Origin of the sequence: Pseudonocardia kujensis, assembly GCF_021283305.1 — a bacterium.
GTDB lineage: Bacteria > Actinomycetota > Actinomycetes > Mycobacteriales > Pseudonocardiaceae > Pseudonocardia > Pseudonocardia kujensis.
Map to the genome: position 1 here is coordinate 38753 of NZ_JAJSOK010000051.1, position 17247 is coordinate 55999.

At 75.2% G+C, this 17247-nt stretch carries 15 protein-coding genes; 8 read left to right on the forward strand and 7 right to left on the reverse strand.

Annotation, left to right across the window (positions count from 1 at the left end):
* Positions 1–39 precede the first annotated feature (39 nt).
* The gene (locus LWC35_RS27865; protein WP_232873235.1) at positions 40–1275 is read right to left on the reverse strand and encodes an amidohydrolase; all 1236 of its coding nucleotides are present in this window, start codon (positions 1273–1275) and stop codon (positions 40–42) included.
* A gap of 346 nt (positions 1276–1621) precedes the next feature.
* On the opposite strand from LWC35_RS27865, the gene LWC35_RS27870 reads away from it, so the two are divergent.
* Genes LWC35_RS27870 through LWC35_RS27885 form a run of 4 tightly spaced genes read left to right on the forward strand, consistent with a single transcriptional unit; the run spans position 1622 to position 6208 of the window.
* Positions 1622–3346, forward strand: coding sequence for a serine/threonine-protein kinase (locus LWC35_RS27870; protein WP_232873236.1), 1725 nt, complete (start codon positions 1622–1624; stop codon positions 3344–3346).
* A gap of 19 nt (positions 3347–3365) precedes the next feature.
* Entirely contained in the window at positions 3366–4145 is a 780-nt protein-coding gene (locus tag LWC35_RS27875; protein WP_232873237.1) for a purine-nucleoside phosphorylase, read from the forward strand.
* A gap of 1 nt (position 4146) precedes the next feature.
* Positions 4147–5745: a phospho-sugar mutase gene (locus LWC35_RS27880; protein ID WP_232873238.1), complete on the forward strand. Its 1599-nt coding sequence runs from the start codon at positions 4147–4149 to the stop codon at positions 5743–5745.
* A 10-nt stretch (positions 5746–5755) separates the two neighbouring features.
* The gene (locus LWC35_RS27885) at positions 5756–6208 is read left to right on the forward strand and encodes a flavodoxin family protein (protein ID WP_232873239.1); all 453 of its coding nucleotides are present in this window, start codon (positions 5756–5758) and stop codon (positions 6206–6208) included.
* Positions 6209–6211: 3 nt separating this feature from the next.
* Here LWC35_RS27885 and LWC35_RS27890 read toward each other — a convergent pair whose 3' ends face one another.
* A complete protein-coding gene (locus LWC35_RS27890; protein ID WP_232873240.1) occupies positions 6212–7009 on the reverse strand; it encodes an SGNH/GDSL hydrolase family protein in 798 nt (265 codons plus the stop codon).
* Between the two features lie 181 nt (positions 7010–7190).
* On the opposite strand from LWC35_RS27890, the gene LWC35_RS27895 reads away from it, so the two are divergent.
* Positions 7191–7775, forward strand: a complete 585-nt coding sequence (locus LWC35_RS27895; RefSeq protein WP_232873241.1) for a TetR/AcrR family transcriptional regulator — start codon at positions 7191–7193, stop codon at positions 7773–7775.
* Between the two features lie 26 nt (positions 7776–7801).
* On the opposite strand, the gene upp is transcribed toward LWC35_RS27895, so the two are convergent.
* Entirely contained in the window at positions 7802–8425 is a 624-nt protein-coding gene (gene upp / locus LWC35_RS27900; RefSeq protein WP_232873242.1) for a uracil phosphoribosyltransferase, read from the reverse strand.
* Positions 8426–8457: 32 nt separating this feature from the next.
* Positions 8458–10002: a metallophosphoesterase family protein gene (locus LWC35_RS27905; RefSeq protein WP_232873243.1), complete on the reverse strand. Its 1545-nt coding sequence runs from the start codon at positions 10000–10002 to the stop codon at positions 8458–8460.
* A gap of 398 nt (positions 10003–10400) precedes the next feature.
* On the opposite strand from LWC35_RS27905, the gene LWC35_RS27910 reads away from it, so the two are divergent.
* A complete protein-coding gene (locus LWC35_RS27910; protein WP_037046372.1) occupies positions 10401–10637 on the forward strand; it encodes a hypothetical protein in 237 nt (78 codons plus the stop codon).
* A gap of 262 nt (positions 10638–10899) precedes the next feature.
* Positions 10900–12219: a SatS C-terminal domain-containing protein gene (locus LWC35_RS27915; RefSeq protein WP_232873244.1), complete on the forward strand. Its 1320-nt coding sequence runs from the start codon at positions 10900–10902 to the stop codon at positions 12217–12219.
* A 16-nt stretch (positions 12220–12235) separates the two neighbouring features.
* On the opposite strand, the gene LWC35_RS27920 is transcribed toward LWC35_RS27915, so the two are convergent.
* Positions 12236–13309 (reverse strand): adenosine deaminase, encoded by a 1074-nt coding sequence (locus LWC35_RS27920; protein ID WP_232873245.1) that lies wholly within the window; start codon positions 13307–13309, stop codon positions 12236–12238.
* Between the two features lie 170 nt (positions 13310–13479).
* Between LWC35_RS27920 and LWC35_RS27925 the strand changes: the two genes are divergently transcribed.
* Positions 13480–14592 carry a PA containing protein gene (locus LWC35_RS27925; RefSeq protein ID WP_232873246.1) on the forward strand — a complete coding sequence of 371 codons (1113 nt, stop codon included), beginning with the start codon at positions 13480–13482 and terminating at the stop codon, positions 14590–14592.
* 66 nt (positions 14593–14658) lie between these two features.
* Here LWC35_RS27925 and LWC35_RS27930 read toward each other — a convergent pair whose 3' ends face one another.
* Together LWC35_RS27930 and murJ are read right to left on the reverse strand one after the other, a co-directional pair.
* Complete coding sequence (locus LWC35_RS27930; protein ID WP_232873247.1) at positions 14659–15267, reverse strand: DUF5701 family protein; 609 nt, start codon at positions 15265–15267, stop codon at positions 14659–14661.
* A 121-nt stretch (positions 15268–15388) separates the two neighbouring features.
* Positions 15389–17247 (reverse strand): murein biosynthesis integral membrane protein MurJ (murJ, locus tag LWC35_RS27935; RefSeq protein WP_269804920.1); only part of this gene is annotated, 1859 nt, incomplete at its 5' end.

Sequence of the window (17247 nt, forward strand, 5' to 3'; positions counted from 1 at the left end):
AACTCCCGACTCGCGCCGCCACAACTCCCGACTCGCGGGTTAGGCCAGGGCTTGCAGGGCGCTGTTCACCAGGACCCGGACGCCGAAGGGGAGGGCGCGTTCGTCGAGGTCGAAGGTGGGCTGGTGGATGTCCTTCATCGGGCCCACCCCGGGCCACACCCCGAGCCGCGCCATCGCGCCCGGCACCTTCTCCAGGTACCACGCGAAGTCCTCGCCACCGCTGGACTGCTCGGTGTCGGCGGCCGCCTCGGGGCCGCCGGTGAGGATCGCCGCATCGCGCAGCATGCCGGAGCTGACGGCCTCGTTGACCACCGGCGGCACCCCGCGGATGTGGTCGATCACGTACCCGACGCCGAGCGGGGCGAGGACGGCCGCGACCAGCGCGCGGAACTTGTCCTCCAGCTCGGTCCAGGTGGCGTGGTCGGCGGTGCGCAGCGTGCCGCGCAGCACGCCGTGCTGCGGGATCGCGTTGGCGGCCTCGCCGGACTGCACCGCGCCCCACACCAGGACGGTGCCCGAGCGCGGGTCGACCTGGCGGGTGAGCAGCAGCGGGAGCTGCGTGATGAGCAGCCCGAGCGCCTCCACGAGGTCGGCGGTCAGGTGCGGGCGGGCGGTGTGCCCGCCCGGCGAGGTCAGCCGGATCTCGACGACGTCGCACGCCGACGTGATCGGCCCGACCCGGGTGCCGAGCCGACCGACCTCCAGCCGGGGGTCGCAGTGCAGCGCGAAGATGCGCTCGACGTCGTCCATCGCGCCGTCGGCCACGACGTCGATCGCGCCGCCGGGCTGGACCTCCTCGGCGGGCTGGAACACCAGCCGCACGCGGCCGGGCAGCGACGGCGCGGAGGCGAGCGCGAGGCCCGCGCCGAGCACCATCGCGGTGTGGGCGTCGTGCCCGCAGGCGTGCATCACGTTGGGCACGGTCGACGCGAACGGCAGCCCGGTCTCCTCGCCGAGGGGCAGGGCGTCGAGGTCGGCGCGCAGGGCCACGCAGCGGTCGCCGCGGCCGACGTCGCAGACGAGGCCGGTGCCGCCGGGCAGGGTGCGGGGCTCGAGGCCGGCGGCCATCAGGCGGCGCGCCACGAGGGCGGTCGTCCGGTGCTCGTCGCGCCCGAGCTCGGGTACGGAGTGCAGCGACCGGCGGACGGCGACGACGTCGGACCGGTGGGCCGTGAGCCACTGGTCCAGCCAGGCCGGGCCGGTGCCCGCGCCGAGGTCGGTGACCACCGGGTCACCGCTGGTCGCGAGCTCGGGGTGCGCCTCGAGCAGGGTCACCGGACATCACCGGCGCACCCCGCCCCTCGAGGGCTCTTCGCTCTGTCCTGCATTGCCCCATGGTGCTCACCCGGTCAGCGGTGTACCAACCCGAAACCGGACGTTCACCCGGTATCCGCGCCGAGGGGTCGGCGCCCGGCGGCGGACGGCGAACCTTTCCGTGACGAGCGGTTGTCGCAGGTTGCGACGAACGGGCGGCCCTGCCGCTCGGCGACGGGAACGGGGCTGCACAGCGTCGTCACCCGGTCACGTGACGTGCCCGTTTGTGCTGGTCCAGGCCCCGTCCGGGTCGTCGGCCGCCGTACCCGCCCGCACGCGCGTGCGGGCCGTCGCCGACAATGGTCGCGTGTCGACGCAGGAAGACGAGCAGCCGGGCCGCGTCGTCGGCGACCGGTACCGCCTCTCCGCGCAGCTCGGCAGCGGGGCGATGGGCACGGTCTGGTCGGGGTACGACGAGGTCCTGCGCCGCCGGGTGGCCGTCAAGGAGCTGAAGGTCCCGCGCGGGATCCCGGAGCGCGAGGCGCTCGGGATGCGCGAGCGGATGCTCCGCGAGGCGCGCGCCCTGGGCGGGCTGTCGCACCCGAACGTCATCACGGTGTTCGACGTCGTCGACGTGGCCGGCGAGCCGCTCGTCGTCCTCGAGATGGTCCCGTCGCGCAACCTCGCCACGATCATCTCCGAGCAGGGCCGGCTGAACCAGCGGCAGGCCGCCGCCGTCGGCTTCGCCACGGCCGCGGCGCTGCGGGCCGCGCACCGCGCGGGGATCACGCACCGCGACGTGAAGCCGGGGAACGTCCTCGTCGCCCACGACGGGCGCATCAAGCTCACCGACTTCGGCATCGCGCGCAACGCCTCGGACGCGCCGATGACCACCGCCGGGCTCGTGCTCGGCTCCCCCGCCTACATCGCGCCCGAGGTCGCGATGGGCGCCGCCGTCACCCCCGCCGCGGACCTCTGGGGCCTGGGCGCCACCCTCTTCGCCGCGGTCGAGGGCCGCCCGCCCTACGACGTCAAGGGCGACCCCGTCTCCACCATCACCGAGGTGGTCGACGGAGAGGTTCCCCGCCCGCGGGAGTACGGGCCGGTCTCCGAGGTCATCGCGGCGCTGATGGTCAAGGACCCCGACCAACGGATGCCGCTCGACGAGGTGCGCCGCCGGTTGCGCCCGCTGCTCGACGACCCGGACGACCCGCTCTACCCCGGCTCCCCGGACGCCCCGACGACCTACTCCGCGGTCGCCCGCCCGGAGGCCGTGCCGGAGCCGCGGGTGGCCGCGTCGGGCCCGGTGCCGGCGTCCGGGCCCTGGGGCGGTACGTACGGCCCCGCCGGTTCGACCCGGCTGCCGGCCGCCGACCCGGCGCCGCAGCCCGCCCCGCGCGGTCTCGCCGCGGCACCCGGCCCGCTCCCCACCCCGACGGGCGCGCACGCCCCGGCCCGTCCGCCCGTCCGCCCCTCGTCGGCGCCGCCGGCCGCACCCGCCCGCCGCCCCACGACGATCGCGATGCCGACGCGCTGGGCGCTGCCGCTGGCCGTCGCGGGCGCGGTGCTCGTCCTGCTCGGCGCCGCCGGCGGCTACGGCCTGGTCCGGACGCTGGCCGGCCAGTCCCCGTCGTCGACCGTCACGGTCACCACCGACCGCAGCCCCACGACGCTGCACTCCGATCCCGCCGGCTGGAGCGTCGCGGTGCCCTCGAACTGGGCGCAGTACCGCGACGGCGACGCGAACCCCGTGGTCCGCTTCGTCTCGGCGGACGGGTCCGAGGCCCTCGCCGTGTGGAGGGCCGGGTCGGAGGACGAGATCGCCGCCGGGCTCACGCCCGCGCACCTCGGCGTCGACGCCGTCGACGCCGGGCCGGCCGAGCCCGTCGCCGGGGCGCCCGCCGGGGTCCGCGAGCTCCGCTACACCACCACCGAGGGCGACCAGCAGCGCACGACGGTCCTGCGCACGGTCCCCGCGGCCGACGGGCTCTGGGCCCTGTCCCTCACCGTGCCCGCCGAACGCGCGGACGAGCGCTCGGCGGCGCTGTTCACCGCGCTCGCCTCGACCTTCACGGCACCGGCCGCCGGGTGATCACCCGTACCCTGCGCGCATGAGCATCGCGCAGGAGGCAGCGCAGGCGCTGGCCAACGCGACCGGGGTGGAGCGGCACGACGTCGCGGTGGTCCTCGGCTCCGGGTGGCGGCCCGCCGCGGACGTCATCGGCGTCGGGTCGGACGTCCCGATGGCCGGGCTGCCGGGGTTCGTGCCGCCCGCCGTCGAGGGCCACGGCGGCACGGTCCGCTCGCTGACCGTCGGTCGCCGGAAGGTCCTGGTGCTGCTCGGGCGCACGCACGGCTACGAGGGGCACCCGGTGGAGGCCGTGGTGCACGGCGTCCGCGCGGCGGCGGCAGCCGGGTGCCGCGCGATCGTGCTGACCAACGCGGCCGGCGGGATCCGGGAGGGCATGTCCGTCGGGCAGCCGGTGCTGATCAGCGACCACCTCAACCTCACGGCCCGCTCGCCGCTGGTCGGGCCGCGCTTCACCGACCTGACCGACCTCTACTCGGTCCGGCTGCGCACGCTCGCACGCGAGATCGACCCCTCGCTCGAGGAGGGCGTGTACGCCGGGCTCCCCGGCCCCCACTTCGAGACGCCCGCCGAGATCCGGATGCTCCGCACGCTCGGCGCCGACCTGGTCGGGATGTCCACCGTGCTGGAGGCGGTCGCGGCCCGCGCCGAGGGCGTCGAGGTGTTCGGGCTGTCGCTGGTCACCAACCTCGCCGCCGGGATGACCGGGCAGCCGCTCGACCACGAGGAGGTGTTGGCGGCCGGGCGTGCCTCGGCGACCCGGATGGGCGAGCTGCTGCGCGAGCTGGTCGCGCGCGCCTGACATGGGCCTGGACCCCGCGCTGCGGGACGCGGCGCTGCGCTGGATCGCCGACGACCCCGACCCCGACACCCGCACCGCGCTGCAGACGCTCCTGGCCGCCGCGATGACCGGCGCCGACAGCACCGCACTGGCCGACGCCCTCTCCGGTCCCCTGCGCTTCGGCACCGCCGGGCTGCGCGGCGCGGTGCGGGCCGGTCCGGCGGGCATGAACGTCGCCGTCGTCCGTCGCGCCACCGCCGGCCTGGCCGCCTGGCTGGTCGAGCGGGGAGCGCGGGGCCGAGCGGTCGTCGTCGGGCGGGACGCGCGGCACGGGTCGGAGGCCTTCGCCCGCGAGACCGCCGGGGTGCTGGCCGCGGCCGGCTTCGTGGTGCACGTCCTGCCCGGACCCACGCCGACCCCGTTGCTCGCCTTCGCGGTGCAGCAGCGCGGGGCGGCGGCCGGGGTGCAGATCACCGCCTCGCACAACCCGCCGCAGGACAACGGCTACAAGGTCTACCTCGGCGCGGCCGTGAGCGACGCCCCCGGCGCCCAGCTCACCACGCCCGCCGACGCCGAGATCGAGGCCGCGGTCGCCGCCGCCCCCGCGGCCGTCGCGATCCCGGCCGACGGCCCGACGACCGTCGACGACGTCACCGCGGAGTACCTGGACCGGGTCGCCGGGCTCGGCACCGCGGCCACCGGCCTGCGGATCGCACTCACCCCGATGCACGGCGTCGGCGGGGCCACCGCGGTGCACGCGCTGGCGCGCAGCGGGTTCACGGACGTCCACGTCGTCGCCGAGCAGGCGACGCCGGACCCGGACTTCCCGACCGTCGACCTCCCGAACCCGGAGGAGCCCGGCGCCACCGACCTCCTGCTCGCGCTGGCCGCGCGCACGGGCGCCGACCTCGCCGTCGCCCTGGACCCCGACGCGGACCGCTGCGCCCTCGGTGTCCCGACGCCCACGGGGTGGCGGATGCTCACCGGCGACGAGACCGGAGTCCTGCTCGGCGACCACCTCCTGCGCCGCCGCAGCGGCCTGGTCGCGACCACCGTGGTGTCGAGCTCGATGCTGGCGAAGGTCGCCGCCGCCCACGGCGCGCCGTCCGCGGAGACGCTGACCGGCTTCAAGTGGATCGTCCGCGCCGGCCCCGGCCTCGTGTACGGCTACGAGGAGGCCCTCGGCTACTGCGTGGACCCGGAGGCGGTGCGGGACAAGGACGGGATCGCCGCGGCCGTCGTCGCCGCCGACCTCGCGGCCGGGCTGAAGGCCGCCGGGCGGACCCTGCTCGACCGGCTCGACGAGCTGTCCCGCGCCCACGGGGTGCACCGCACGGTCGGCATCTCGGTGCGGATGCCCCCCACGGAGCGCGACGCCGTGGTGGCCCGCCTGGGCGGCGCGCCGCCGGAGGGCTGGAGTGCGGACCGTCCCGCGCCGGACGTCCTCCGGCTCCGGGGGGACGGCCTCCGGGTGGTCGTGCGCCCCTCGGGCACCGAGCCGAAGCTGAAGGCCTACCTCGAGGTCGTCGAGCCGCCCACCGACGACCTGGAGGGCGCCCGGGCCCGCGCCGACGAGCGGATGGCGGCCCTCCGGGAGGAGATCACGGCCCTCATCGGGTAGGACGGGGCTCGTGGCAGTCCTGCTGATCGTGCACCACACGCCCTCGCCCGCCACCCAGGAACTGCTCGACGCCGTGGTCCGCGGCGCCAGCGACCCCGAGATCACCGGGGTGGAGGTGCGCCGCCGGGCCGCGCTGGCCGCGACCGCGTCGGACCTGCTGGAGGCCGACGGCGTGGTGCTCGGCACCCCCGCGAACATCGGCTACATGTCGGGCGCGCTCAAGCACTTCTTCGACCAGGTCTACTACGTCTGCGGCGACGACACCCGCAAGCTCCCGTACGGCCTCTACGTGCACGGCAACCAGGGCGTCGAGGGAGCGGTGAAGGCCGTCGGCACGATCGCGTCGGGCATGGGCTGGGAGCAGGTGGCCGCGCCGGTGGAGGTCATGGGCGCGCCCGACAAGGCGGCGCTGGAGGCGTGCTGGGAGCTGGGCGCGACGGTGGCCGCCGGGATCGGCGACTGAGGCTCAGCGACCCGCGGGGCCCACCGGCTCGACGGGTGCCGCCCGCCGCTGCGCCAGCCAGCCCTCGATCTCCGTGGTCCACATCGCGGCGATCTTGCGGTAGCCGCCGGCGTTGGCGTGCAGCCCGTCGGCGAAGTCCCCGGGGGCCAGCAGCGTCGAGGTGTCCACGAACTCCACGGAGTGCCCGAGCGCGCGGTGCCGGGCGACGACCCCGGGCGTCAGCCGGGCCAGCTCCGCGCGGTCCTTCGCGTGCGCGGACAGCGGCGCCCAGATGCCCGCGACGATCACGTGGGTCTGCGGTGCGGCGGCGAACACCTTGTCGAGCAAGGTGTCGAGCCTCGCCGCGGCGACGCCGCCCTTCGCCCCGGAGTTCACGTCGTTGGTGCCCATGTGCAGCAGCACGACGTCCGGGTCGGCCTCCGCCACCCAGGCGCCGACCGCCGGGATCATCTTGGCCAGCGTCCAGCCGGAGTGCCCCTCGTTGTCCGGGTCGGCCATCCCCGCCGGGCCGTCGTGGCGCGAGCCCACGTAGTCGACGCGGATGCCGTCACCGGTCAGCTCGGCGAACAACGGCCCGCGGTAGCCGGCGGTGCCGGGACTGCCCACGCCCTCGGTGCTCGACGCGCCCAGCGGCATGACCCGCAGCGCCGCCTTCGGCCCGGCGCCCTCACCCGCCGTGCGCACCCCGGGGGGCGTGCCGCCCTCGTCGGCGGGGATCCCGGCGACCACCAGGCCCGCGACGAGCATCGCGGTGAGCTGCAACGGAACCCGCCAGCGGAGCCCCCCGACCCAGCCGCGCACGCCGACCTCCCGCCCGGGCGCGCCACCGGTCGGCGCGACCCACGTGGAGATCTCCCGAACGGTGCCGGGCGTTACTCGTCCCCGGAGATCGACCCGGTTCCGGTTCGTCACACACCCGTGTCCGGTCCGTGACCGCAGCGTGAACGGGCGGGACCCCCGGGAGGAGAGGTAGCCTCCGCCGGTGCCCCGGCCCAAGGTCCACGACGACGTGTTGCGCGACAGGCTGCGCGCCCGGGCGGCGGAGCTGCTGAGCGCACACGGCGTGACCGGGCTGTCGCTGCGCACCCTCGCCGCGGACGTCGGGACGTCGACCACGGCGGTGTACGCGCTCTTCGGTGGCAAGCCCGGCCTGGTGAAGTCCCTGGTCGACGACGCGTTCCGGCGCCTGCGCCGCACGCTGGCCGCCGTGCCGCCCGCGGGCGACCCGGCCGAACAGCTCGTCGCGCTCGGCGAGGCCTACCGCGCCGACGCCCTGGACGACCCGCACCTCTACGACGCGATGTTCGACCGCGACCAGCTCGACGCCGAGTCGCGCGAGCTGCAGGAGGCGGCGTTCGGCCCGTTGGTCGAGGCGGTGGAGCGGGCCGTCGACGCGAAGGTGCTGCGGCACGACGCACACCCGCCCACGGTCGCGCTCGGGCTCTGGTCGGCGCTGCACGGGCTGGTGTCGATCCAGCTGCACGCGCACACCCCGGACGCGGTCGACGACCCGGCCAAGGGCTTCCCGGTCGTCCTGCGCGCGGTCGTCGACGGCTGGCGGGCCTGACCCCGCCCGACCGGACCCGGCTCCGCTCAGACCGCGCCGAACTGGCGGTCGCCCGCGTCGCCGAGGCCGGGGACGATGAACGCGGAGTCGTTGAGCCGCTCGTCGATCGAGGCGGTGACCAGCCGGACGGGCAGCCCGCTCGCCTCCAGGGTGCGCACGCCCTCCGGTGCGGCGAGCACGCACACCGCGGTGACGTCGTCGGCACCGCGGGCCGTGAGCAGCTCGACGGTGTGCACCATCGACCCGCCCGTGGCGAGCATCGGATCGAGCACGAACACCGGCCGCCCGACGAGCGAGGCCGGCAGCGACTCCATGTACGGGGTCGGGCGGTGGGTCTCCTCGTCCCGCGCCACGCCGACGAACCCCATCTGCGCCTCGGGGATCAGGTTCTGTGCGGCGTCGACCATGCCGAGGCCGGCGCGGAGCACCGGCACGAGCACGGGCGGGTTCGCGAGCCGGTACCCGGTCGTGCGGGCCACCGGGGTGTGCAGCGGGAACTCCGCCACCTCGAAACCGCGGGTCGCCTCGACGATCAGCAGCAGGGTGAGGTCGCGCAGTGCGGCGCGGAAGGCCGCGTTGTCCGTGCGCGCGTCGCGCATCGTGGTGAGCCGAGCCCTGGCCAGGGGGTGGTCGACGACCCGCACGTCCATGGCCGGACAGTAGCGGGCGTCGTACCGGTTCCTCAGGGCTGCTCGCGGCCCGGCGTCGCGCTCGTCCACCGCCAGCGGCCGTCCGCACCGGGCCGGGCGACGATCCGGTCCTCCAGCACCGGGTCGCGCTCGTGCTCCAGGCAGCCGGTGGCGGCCCAGCAGTCGATCCGGATCTCCGGGGTGTCCCCGCCCGTGGCGTCGAGCCGCAGGAAGCTCTTCAACATCGGCGGGCGGTCGGTGTCGTAGAGGACCGAGGTCCAGTTCTCCGAGCGCCCCTTCGGCCCGCCCAGGACCCGCTCGGCCGCCCGCCGCGCCCGCGGCGTGATCTCCGCCGGGGGAGTGCCGGTCCGCGGCGGCGCGATCCCGATCCGCTCGGCCATGATCGTGGTCGCGTCGGCCGGCGAGACGACGGCGGTGCCGGTCCCGAACCGGCGCAGCGCGTCGTAGCGGCGGCTGAAGTGCGCCAGCGAGTCGCCGCGCAGCGGGTAGCAGCGGAAGTCCTCCTCGGAGCACTCCGGTGCCAGCGCGTCGACGTTCGGGATGGGGTGGGTGGCGGAGAGGTAGGCACCGCTGCCGCCCGCGACGAGGTGCAGGATCTCCCGGCCGTCGGCCAGCCGGACGGGGTAGCGCTGGTAGTTGTGGTCGTCGCCGCCGACCACGGCGACCACGGACGCGCGCGGGTCGCGCACCAGCTCGGCCACCGTGCCGCCGCCCTCGATCGGGCACGGGTGGTGCTCGGCGTAGGTGATCAGCGGCTTGCCGGTGAGCACGACCGTCGGCCGGTCGGCGGCGAAGAGGGTGTCGCGCAACCACTCCCCCTGGTCCCGGTCGAGGCCGCCGCGGATCCCGGTGTCGATCAGCACCAGCAGGACCGGGCCGGCGTCGATCGCGCAGTAGGGGCCGGGCTGGACCGCACGCTGCCGCTCGGCCGGGCGCCACGCCCGCGCCGTCTCGAGGTCCGCGGTGCGCCCGCGCGGCCCGCGCCGCCACAGCAGCCCGCGCAGGAACGCCTTCCAGCCGGAGCCCGGCACCGCGGGGGCGCGCTCCTCCGGCGGGGTGCCACAGAACCAGCTCATGAAGCCGGTCAGGCCGTCGTACCAGTCGTGGTTGCCCGGCAGGCCGTAGATCGGGCCCGGGAGGTCCGCATAGGGGCGGGCGTGCTTGGCCGCGTACTCGCGCAGCCCGCCGGCCGGGTAGATCACGTCGGAGACGACGACCGCGAGATCGGTGTCCCCGGCGACCCGCTGCAGCACCGGCACCACGCAGTACTGGGACGCGTCGCCCTCGCCGGGGTCGCCGAGCAGCGCGACGGCGATCGCGTCCCGCCCGGCGAACCGGTCGACGAGGCGGTCGGGGTCGGGGCCGCGCCGCGCGTCGAGCCGGCGCAGCCACTCCCGGCGCATGTCGTCGGTGGGGTCGCCGAGGAACCGGACCAGCCGGTCGTTGCGGGACCGCCACAGCGGGCCGGGCCGCAACCACGACATCCGCGCGCCTCCCGGGACGGCGGCGATCCCCGTGCCAGGATGCTCGCAGCCGTAACCGGTGTTGGCCTCGTCCAGCCGGGAGGGGTCGTGCACCCGGTGATCGTCGCAGGGCCGCCGTCCCCCTCGACCACCCGCCGGTCCGGGTGGGGACGACCGGCGTTTCGTCACGCTGCGTGCCCCTGCGCGCGCCCTGTGCGGCCGTCCGCGCGACGTCGTGTGCACCGCGCGGTCGACCCTCGATCCGGTCCCCCGACCACCCTGGGCACACGAGCAACCATGATCGACTTTTCGGGCCGCTCGTCGATCACACGGCGTGCCCGGCGCACCGAGGTGACACCAGTGATCAACTGGATCGTGCGCGCATCGCACCGGGCTCCGCACCGGCCGTGACCACAGGTGCCATTTATCTGACCCGAACGGGTGGTATGGCACGAACACTGTCACGCCGGAGCCGTCGCCGACGCTGTACTAGGTGACAAGGAGGTGATCCGGTGCCGGAGAACACGACTTCGGACGAGCAGACCCTAGTGGCTGCCGCCGAGAAGCTCACCCAGTGCGACGGGTACGTGGTGCTCGCCGTCGACCCGCAGACCGGGGAGGTGGACGCGCACGGGCCGTTCGACGGGCTGACCGCGACGGTGAAGGCCGACCAGCTGCGGCGGGACTTCGACCGCGGCGGTCTGGAGGACGTCACGGTGGGCGTCGTCCGTCTGCACAGCTCGACCTGACGATCCGGTCCGGCACCGGCCGCCCGCCCGCCCGCGGGCGGGTCCCCCGGTTCCCCGGCCCGTGCGGAACCGCCCGGTCCGACCGGGCGCCACGCTCCCCCGACGCTCCCCTCACCCAGGCGACCCGGCCCCGTACCGGGTGCACTCCCCCGGGACCGGTTGTCGGGTTCCTCCCGGCGTGGTGACGTCCCGGAGAGCCGGGCACCGTCGCGCACGACGCGTCGTCGGGGCGGCACCCGGGTGCCGCCGCTAGCATCGCCGCGTGGCAAGCGACATCGTCCCGATCCAGCTGTCCCTCACCGAGGGCGACCTCGTCACCCTCTGGGCGCCGCGGTGGCGCGAGGACGGCGAGGAGTGGGAGGCCTTCCTCGGCGACGACGACGCGGTGTTCGCGTTCCCGGAGATCGCGCAGCTCGCCGCGTACGTCCGCACGGAGACCGACCACGACCTGGCCGACCATCCGGCCTGGTCGGTCGTGCCCACGCTGACCGTCGCGGAGCTGACCCCCGAGGAGACCCGCCGCTTCGACGTCATCGGCGTGCCCGAGCTGGTCGCCGAGGAGCCGGACACCTGGACGATCGGCGAGCTCGCCGAGATCACCGAGATGGTCCGTTCGTTCGCCGACGTCTGCGACCTCGAGGAGGTCACGGCCGTCCTGGACTCCGCCCCCGGCTTCGGCCTGCTGAACCAGGGCACCCTCCCGTTCGCCGGGCGCGAGGGCCGGCGGCTGTGGACCCAGCTCGCCCAGACCGTGCAGGACCACTGGGACTCCGTGGTCGACGCGCTCGACGCGCTGATCGCCACTCCCGAGGTCGACGCCCGGGCGCTCGCCGGCGCCGAGAAGGAGGCCGAGGCGCTCGCCGCGCGGATCGCCGAGGCCGAGTCGGCGCTCGACCTCGACGAGGGCGACGACACGGACGACGAGACCCTCGAGGAGGCCGCCCGCGAGCGCGCCGACGAGGAGGCGATCACCGAGCAGGTCGCCGAGGACGAGGCCGAGCTCGAGGAGGCCGAGGCCGAGGGTCCGGTCGGGTTCTGGGAGGAGATCGGGATCGACCCGATCCGGATCACCACGTCCGACGGCCGGTGGGTCACCCTGCGCTGCTACCTCGACGACCGGCCGGTCTTCCTCGGCTCCGGCGGGCGCGTCGACGTCTTCGACTCCGAGCGGGCGCTGGCCCGCTGGCTGGCCGACGGCGGCAAGGACGACAACGACCTGGTCGCCGCCTCGACGTGGCAGGAGGTCCTGGACAGGGCCGCGGTCGGCGAGCTCGACGTGGTGGTCGACGACCTCAACGACTACGTGCTGGTCGGGATCGACGACGACATCGCCGAGGGCACCCTCGAGGTCGACCCGACCCAGCTGGAGCTGGCCACCGAGCTGGTGCTCGACGTCGCCGAGTGGGCGGGCGACCCGGAGCCGGCCCGCGCGCTCGCCGAGTCCGAGAGCCTCGGCTGGCTCGTCTCCTTCGTCATCCGGCCCAACCCGACCCGGCTCGCGCCCAGCCCGCCCTTCGACACCGAGGCCGCGCGCTGGCGGGAGCTGGTGCACGCCACCGAGGCCCAGCTGCACCGCCGCTGACCCGGGCGGCCGCCCCTCACGCGGTGAGCGCGTCGTACCCCGGCTTGATCACCTCGTCGATGAGCGCGAGCCGCCTGTCGAAGTGCAGGAACGCGCTCTTCATCGCGTTGATCGTGAGCCAGCGCAGGTCCTCCCACCCCCAGCCGAAGGTGTCGACGAGCGCGGCCATCTCCGAGGTCATGGAGCAGCCGGACATCAGCCGGTTGTCCGTGTTGACGGTGACGCGGAAGCGCAGGTCGCGGAGCAGGCCGATGGGGTGGTCGGCCAGGCTGGTCGCGGCGCCGGTGTGCACGTTCGACGTCGGGCACATCTCCAGCGGGATCCGCATGTCCCGCACCCACGCCGCGAGCCGGCCGAGCTCGGCCGTCCCGTCGGACCGGACGGTGATGTCGTCGACGATCCGGACGCCGTGCCCGAGCCGGTCCGCCCCGCAGAACTGCAGCGCCTCCCAGATCGACGGCAGCCCGAACGCCTCGCCGGCGTGGATGGTGACGTGCGCGTTCTGCTGCCGCACGTAGTCGAACGCGTCGAGGTGCCGGGTGGGCGGGAAGCCCTTCTCCGCGCCGGCGATGTCGAACCCGACCACCCCGGCGTCCCGGTAGCGCACGGCCAGCTCGGCGATCTCCTGTGACCGGGCGGCGTGCCGCATGGCGGTGAGCAGGCAGCGCACGGTGATCCCGCGCCCGGCGGCCCCGCGGTCGAAGCCCTCCAGCACGGCCTGCACGACGCCGTCGAGGTCCAGGCCCCGCTCCACGTGCAGCTCGGGGGCGAACCGGATCTCCGCGTACACCACGCCGTCGGCCGCCAGGTCCTCCGCGGCCTCCTGCGCGACCCGTACCAGCGCCTCGCGCGTCTGCATCACCGCCACCGTGTGCCCGAACGTCTCCAGGTACCGTTCCAGCGAGCCGGAGTGCGCGGCGCCGAGGAACCACCCGGCCAGCTCCTCGGGGTCGCGGGTGGGCAGGCTGTCGTACCCCACGGCGTCGGCGAGGGCCACGACGGTGCCGGCCCGCAGGCCCCCGTCGAGGTGGTCGTGCAACAGGACCTTGGGGGCGGAGCGGATCGAGTCCGCGGTGAGCGGGGCTGCCACCCGGGCACCGTATACCCCCTCCCGACCAGGCCGGATCGGGCGAACACGGCCGGTCGGGTGCCACCCGGTCGGCCTAGTGGTGACTCCGTGTCAGGCGGTTTCGCGGGCTCGCTACCCTCAGTGCAGCGTTCCCCGCTCCCCCATCCGGATCACAGGAAGCACCAGCGCCAATGAGCGATAACTCGACGATGTCGTTCGACCGGATGCGCGGCATGCTCATGCGCGCGGCCGAGATCCGCGACTCCGAGCAGCAGCAGATCTTCGACTCCCTCGACGAGATCCACGCGCGGCTCTCCGCCCTCGACGCCCTGGGCACCGTCCGCAAGCGGCTCACCGAGCTGCCGGACCGCACCGAGGTCGGTGTGCTCGCCGAGCGCCTCGACGAGACGGTCCAGAAGGTCGACGCGCAGGAGGCCGTGCTCGCCTCCGTGCTCCGCGCGATCGAGGGCCTGCCGGACAAGCTCGCCAAGCCCTTCGCCCAGCTCGACGGCCGGCTCGACGGCATGGCCGGGCGCCTCGAGGGTGTCTCCGGCCGGATGGACGGGCTCGACGACCGGCTCGGCGGCCTGCACAAGCGGCTCGACGACCTGGACAACCGCCTCGACCGGCACGAGATGCGGCTCGACGCGATGCCGAACGCGGTCGCGACGCCGATCAAGGAGCGTGTCGACGGCGTCGAGAAGATGGTGCGCGAGCAGCTCGACGGGGCGCTCCGCTCCCTGGACGAGTCCAACGAGGGCGTGCGCAACCTGCTGGGCGACACCAGCGTCGGGCTGCACCGCCGGCTCGAGGACCTCGCCGGGCGGCCCGCGGTCGACCCGACCGAGGCGCTCGACTCGCTGGCCGAGCGGCTGGAGATCCTCGCGGGCCGGCTCGAGGCGGTGGCGGGGCGGGTCGACGCCGTCGAGAGCGGGCTGGGCGAGAAGCTCGGCGAGCTCACCGGCGCGGTCGACGAGAAGATCGCCGCGTTGGGCAGCTCGGTCGACGGCAAGCTCGGCGACCTCGACTCCGTGCTGCGGGCCCGCCCCGACACGACATCGGTCACCGCGCTCGTCGCCAAGGCGAACGAGGAGTCCGAGCGGCGCAACGCCGGTCAGCTCGACGAGGCCATGGCCACCTTCGCCGAGCTCATCCTCGGCCGCGGCCACGGCGGTCCCGCGCCCACCCCGCCGCCGCCCCCGCGCCCGGCGCAGCGCCGGTCCACCCGCAGCCGCGCCACGGTGAAGAGCTCCGCCAACGGGCACGCCCCCGGCACGGACGCCACGGACGACCCGGACGACTGAGTCCCGCCCGCCCCCGGGAGCCCCCGCCGCACGCCGCGGCGGGGGCTCCCGCGTTCTCGAGGGCGCTCAGGGAGTCCGTGCGGTGGCCGACGCGAAGCCCAGCCAGGTGTGCCGGTTGCCGGCCCAGCACCAGCCGACCTTGGGTGCGTCGCGCCGTTCCCTGCCGTCCCGCCCGGTCCCGTTCGAGATCCAGAGCGCCGGGGTGCGGGCGTCGAGCCTGCCGTTCGGGCGGCGCAGGCGGGAGCCGATCGTCATGAAGCAGGCGTTGCGGACCAGCACCTCGGGGTCCTGGAGGACCCACTGCACGCCCTCGGCGAGCAGGAGCGGCGTGCGGCCGGTGCGGGCGAGCTCGGGGTAGACCTCGTCCGGGCTCCGGTCGGCGAGGTCGTCGCCGCGGTCGAGGCCCTCGAGGAGGTAGACGGGCGCGTCCGGCACGGCGACGTCCGGCAGCGGGCCGAAGTCGTCGACGTCCGTCATGTCGGCGACCACGAACCCTGCCCTGCCGCCGCGCCGCAGCAGGGGCGCGAGGGCGGACGGCGCGGCGCCCGCGACGACGAGCAGGCCGGGCCGGTCCGGCAGGGCCTTCGCGGCGATCCGCAGCTCCTCCGCCGTCAACGGCGCGGTGGCGTCGAGCGAGACGAGTCGGTCGACCTGGGCGGCGACAGGGGGCAGCACGGGACCTCCGGGGATCGGCGACGGCACGTGCCCAACGCGGGTGCGTCCCGCCGTGTTCCCGGCCCCGGCCTCCCGTGCCTCGGGTTCCGTGCCGCGGCTCGTGCGCCTCGGGTTCCCGGCGTCAGCCGCGGCGGAGGGGGGCCGGCAGGCGGCGCCAGAGCGGGTCGAGCTCGGCCAGCCTGAGCAGCTTCATCCCGACCAGCAGGAGCGGCGTCGCCACCACGAGCGCCACGGCCAGCACCAGCCAGGCCGAGCCGGCCGAGTCGTCGCCCACCCCGGCCTGGACCGCGCGCCCGGCCAGCCAGGCCACGAGCCCCGCGGCGATCGAGGCCGCGAGGGTCCGCCAGAGCGTCGAGAGCACCTCCCGGCTGCGGACGTGCCCGAGCCGGCGGGCGATCACGAACTGGCCGAGGACCGCGCCGACCACGAACGAGAAGCTGTTCGCCGCGACCAGCCCGAGCACGACGTCCTGCGGCGCCAGGAACACGGGGCAGAGCAGCAGCAGCGGGATCTTCACGACCACGATCACCAGCATGATCAGTGTGGGCGTGCGGCTGTCGGTCATCGCGTAGAACACCCGCAGCTGCAGCAGTGTGATCGCGTACGGCAGCAGGCCGAAGGCCGACCAGGCCAGCGCGGTGCCGAGGCGGGCCGCCCCGCCGCCCGCGTTGCCGGCGCCCAGGGAGAACAGCGCCAGGCCGACCTCGGTGCCGAAGAAGGTCAGCAGCACCGAGATCGGGACGAGGAACACCGTCGACAGGCGGCTGCCGAGGGACAGGTCGGAGACGACGTCGTCGAACCGGTTCTCGGCCGCCGCCCGGCTCATCCGGGGCATCAGCGCGGTGAGCAGCGAGACCCCGAGGACGCCGTACGGGACCTGGAGGAGCAGCCAGGCGTTGGAGTAGATCGCGTAGGCACCGGGGTCCGAGGCGGTCGCGACCCGGGTGGTGACGATCAGACCGGCCTGCCCCACCAGGACGTACGCGATCACCCACAGCGCCAGCCCGCCGGCCGAGGAGAGCCGGCGGTCCCAGCCCCAGAGCGGCTTGAGGGGGATGCCCACACGGTGGACGGCCGGGAGCATCACGAGTGCCTGCACGGCGATGCCCAGCGTGGTGCCGACGCCCAGGACCAGCAGCTTCGTGTCGCCCATCCGCACCGGGTCGAGGCTGATCTCCCCCGGCACCATGGCGTAGACGACGAGCACCGCCAGCATGACGACGTTGTTCAGCACGGGCGCCCAGGCGAAGGCGCCGAACCTCCCGCGGCTGTTCAGGATCGCGCCGAACAGTGCGCCCATGCCGTAGAAGAAGATCTCCGGCAGCAGCAGCACGGCGAGTGCCGTCGCCAGCTCGGGGTTCGCGTTCGCCGTGGTCTGGCTGCCCATGTACAGCGCCACCAGCGGTTTCGCCGCGAGCATCGCGACCACCGTGGCACCCAGCAACGCCACCCCGGCCATGGTGAGCAGGCGCCGGGTGTAGGCCTCGCCGCCGTCCGCGTCCTCCTTCTGGGCGCGGATCAGCAGCGGGATCATCACGCTGGTCAGCACGCCGCCGAGGAGCAGCTCGTAGACGATGTTCGGCAGCGTGTTCGCGACCGTGTAGGAGCTGTTGACCAGGCCGAACGACAGCACCGCCGCCAGCGCGATCTGGCGCAGGAAACCGGTGACCCGGCTCGCCAGGTTCGCGACCGCCATCAGCGAGCTCGACCGGGCGAGCGACTGTCCCTTCGGCGGACCGGGCTCGGCCTTCGCCCCGGCGCCCCGGCCGTCGACGGGCGCGATCACGTCGGTCGGCCGGGCGAGCGGGGCCATCAGCTCGGTGGGGTCGTCGAAGTTGCTGCCGGGCACGCGCTGCCACGGCGGCGGGACGGGCCGGCGCTGCGGGCCCCGGGTCACGGCGGCGGGGCGGGGGTGCTGCGCCGCGGGGCCGCCGTGGACCGGGGCCGTCGCGTCGGGGTCGGGCGGGCGCGGGCCGCCGG

Coding starts and splice junctions, on each gene's coding strand:
- LWC35_RS27875 (WP_232873237.1), top strand. CDS start 3,366: ATGAGCATCGCGCAGGAGGCAGCGCAGGCGCTGGCCAACGCGACCGGG.
- LWC35_RS27880 (WP_232873238.1), top strand. CDS start 4,147: ATGGGCCTGGACCCCGCGCTGCGGGACGCGGCGCTGCGCTGGATCGCC.
- upp (WP_232873242.1), bottom strand. CDS start 8,425: ATGGACGTGCGGGTCGTCGACCACCCCCTGGCCAGGGCTCGGCTCACC.
- LWC35_RS27925 (WP_232873246.1), top strand. CDS start 13,480: ATGAGCGATAACTCGACGATGTCGTTCGACCGGATGCGCGGCATGCTC.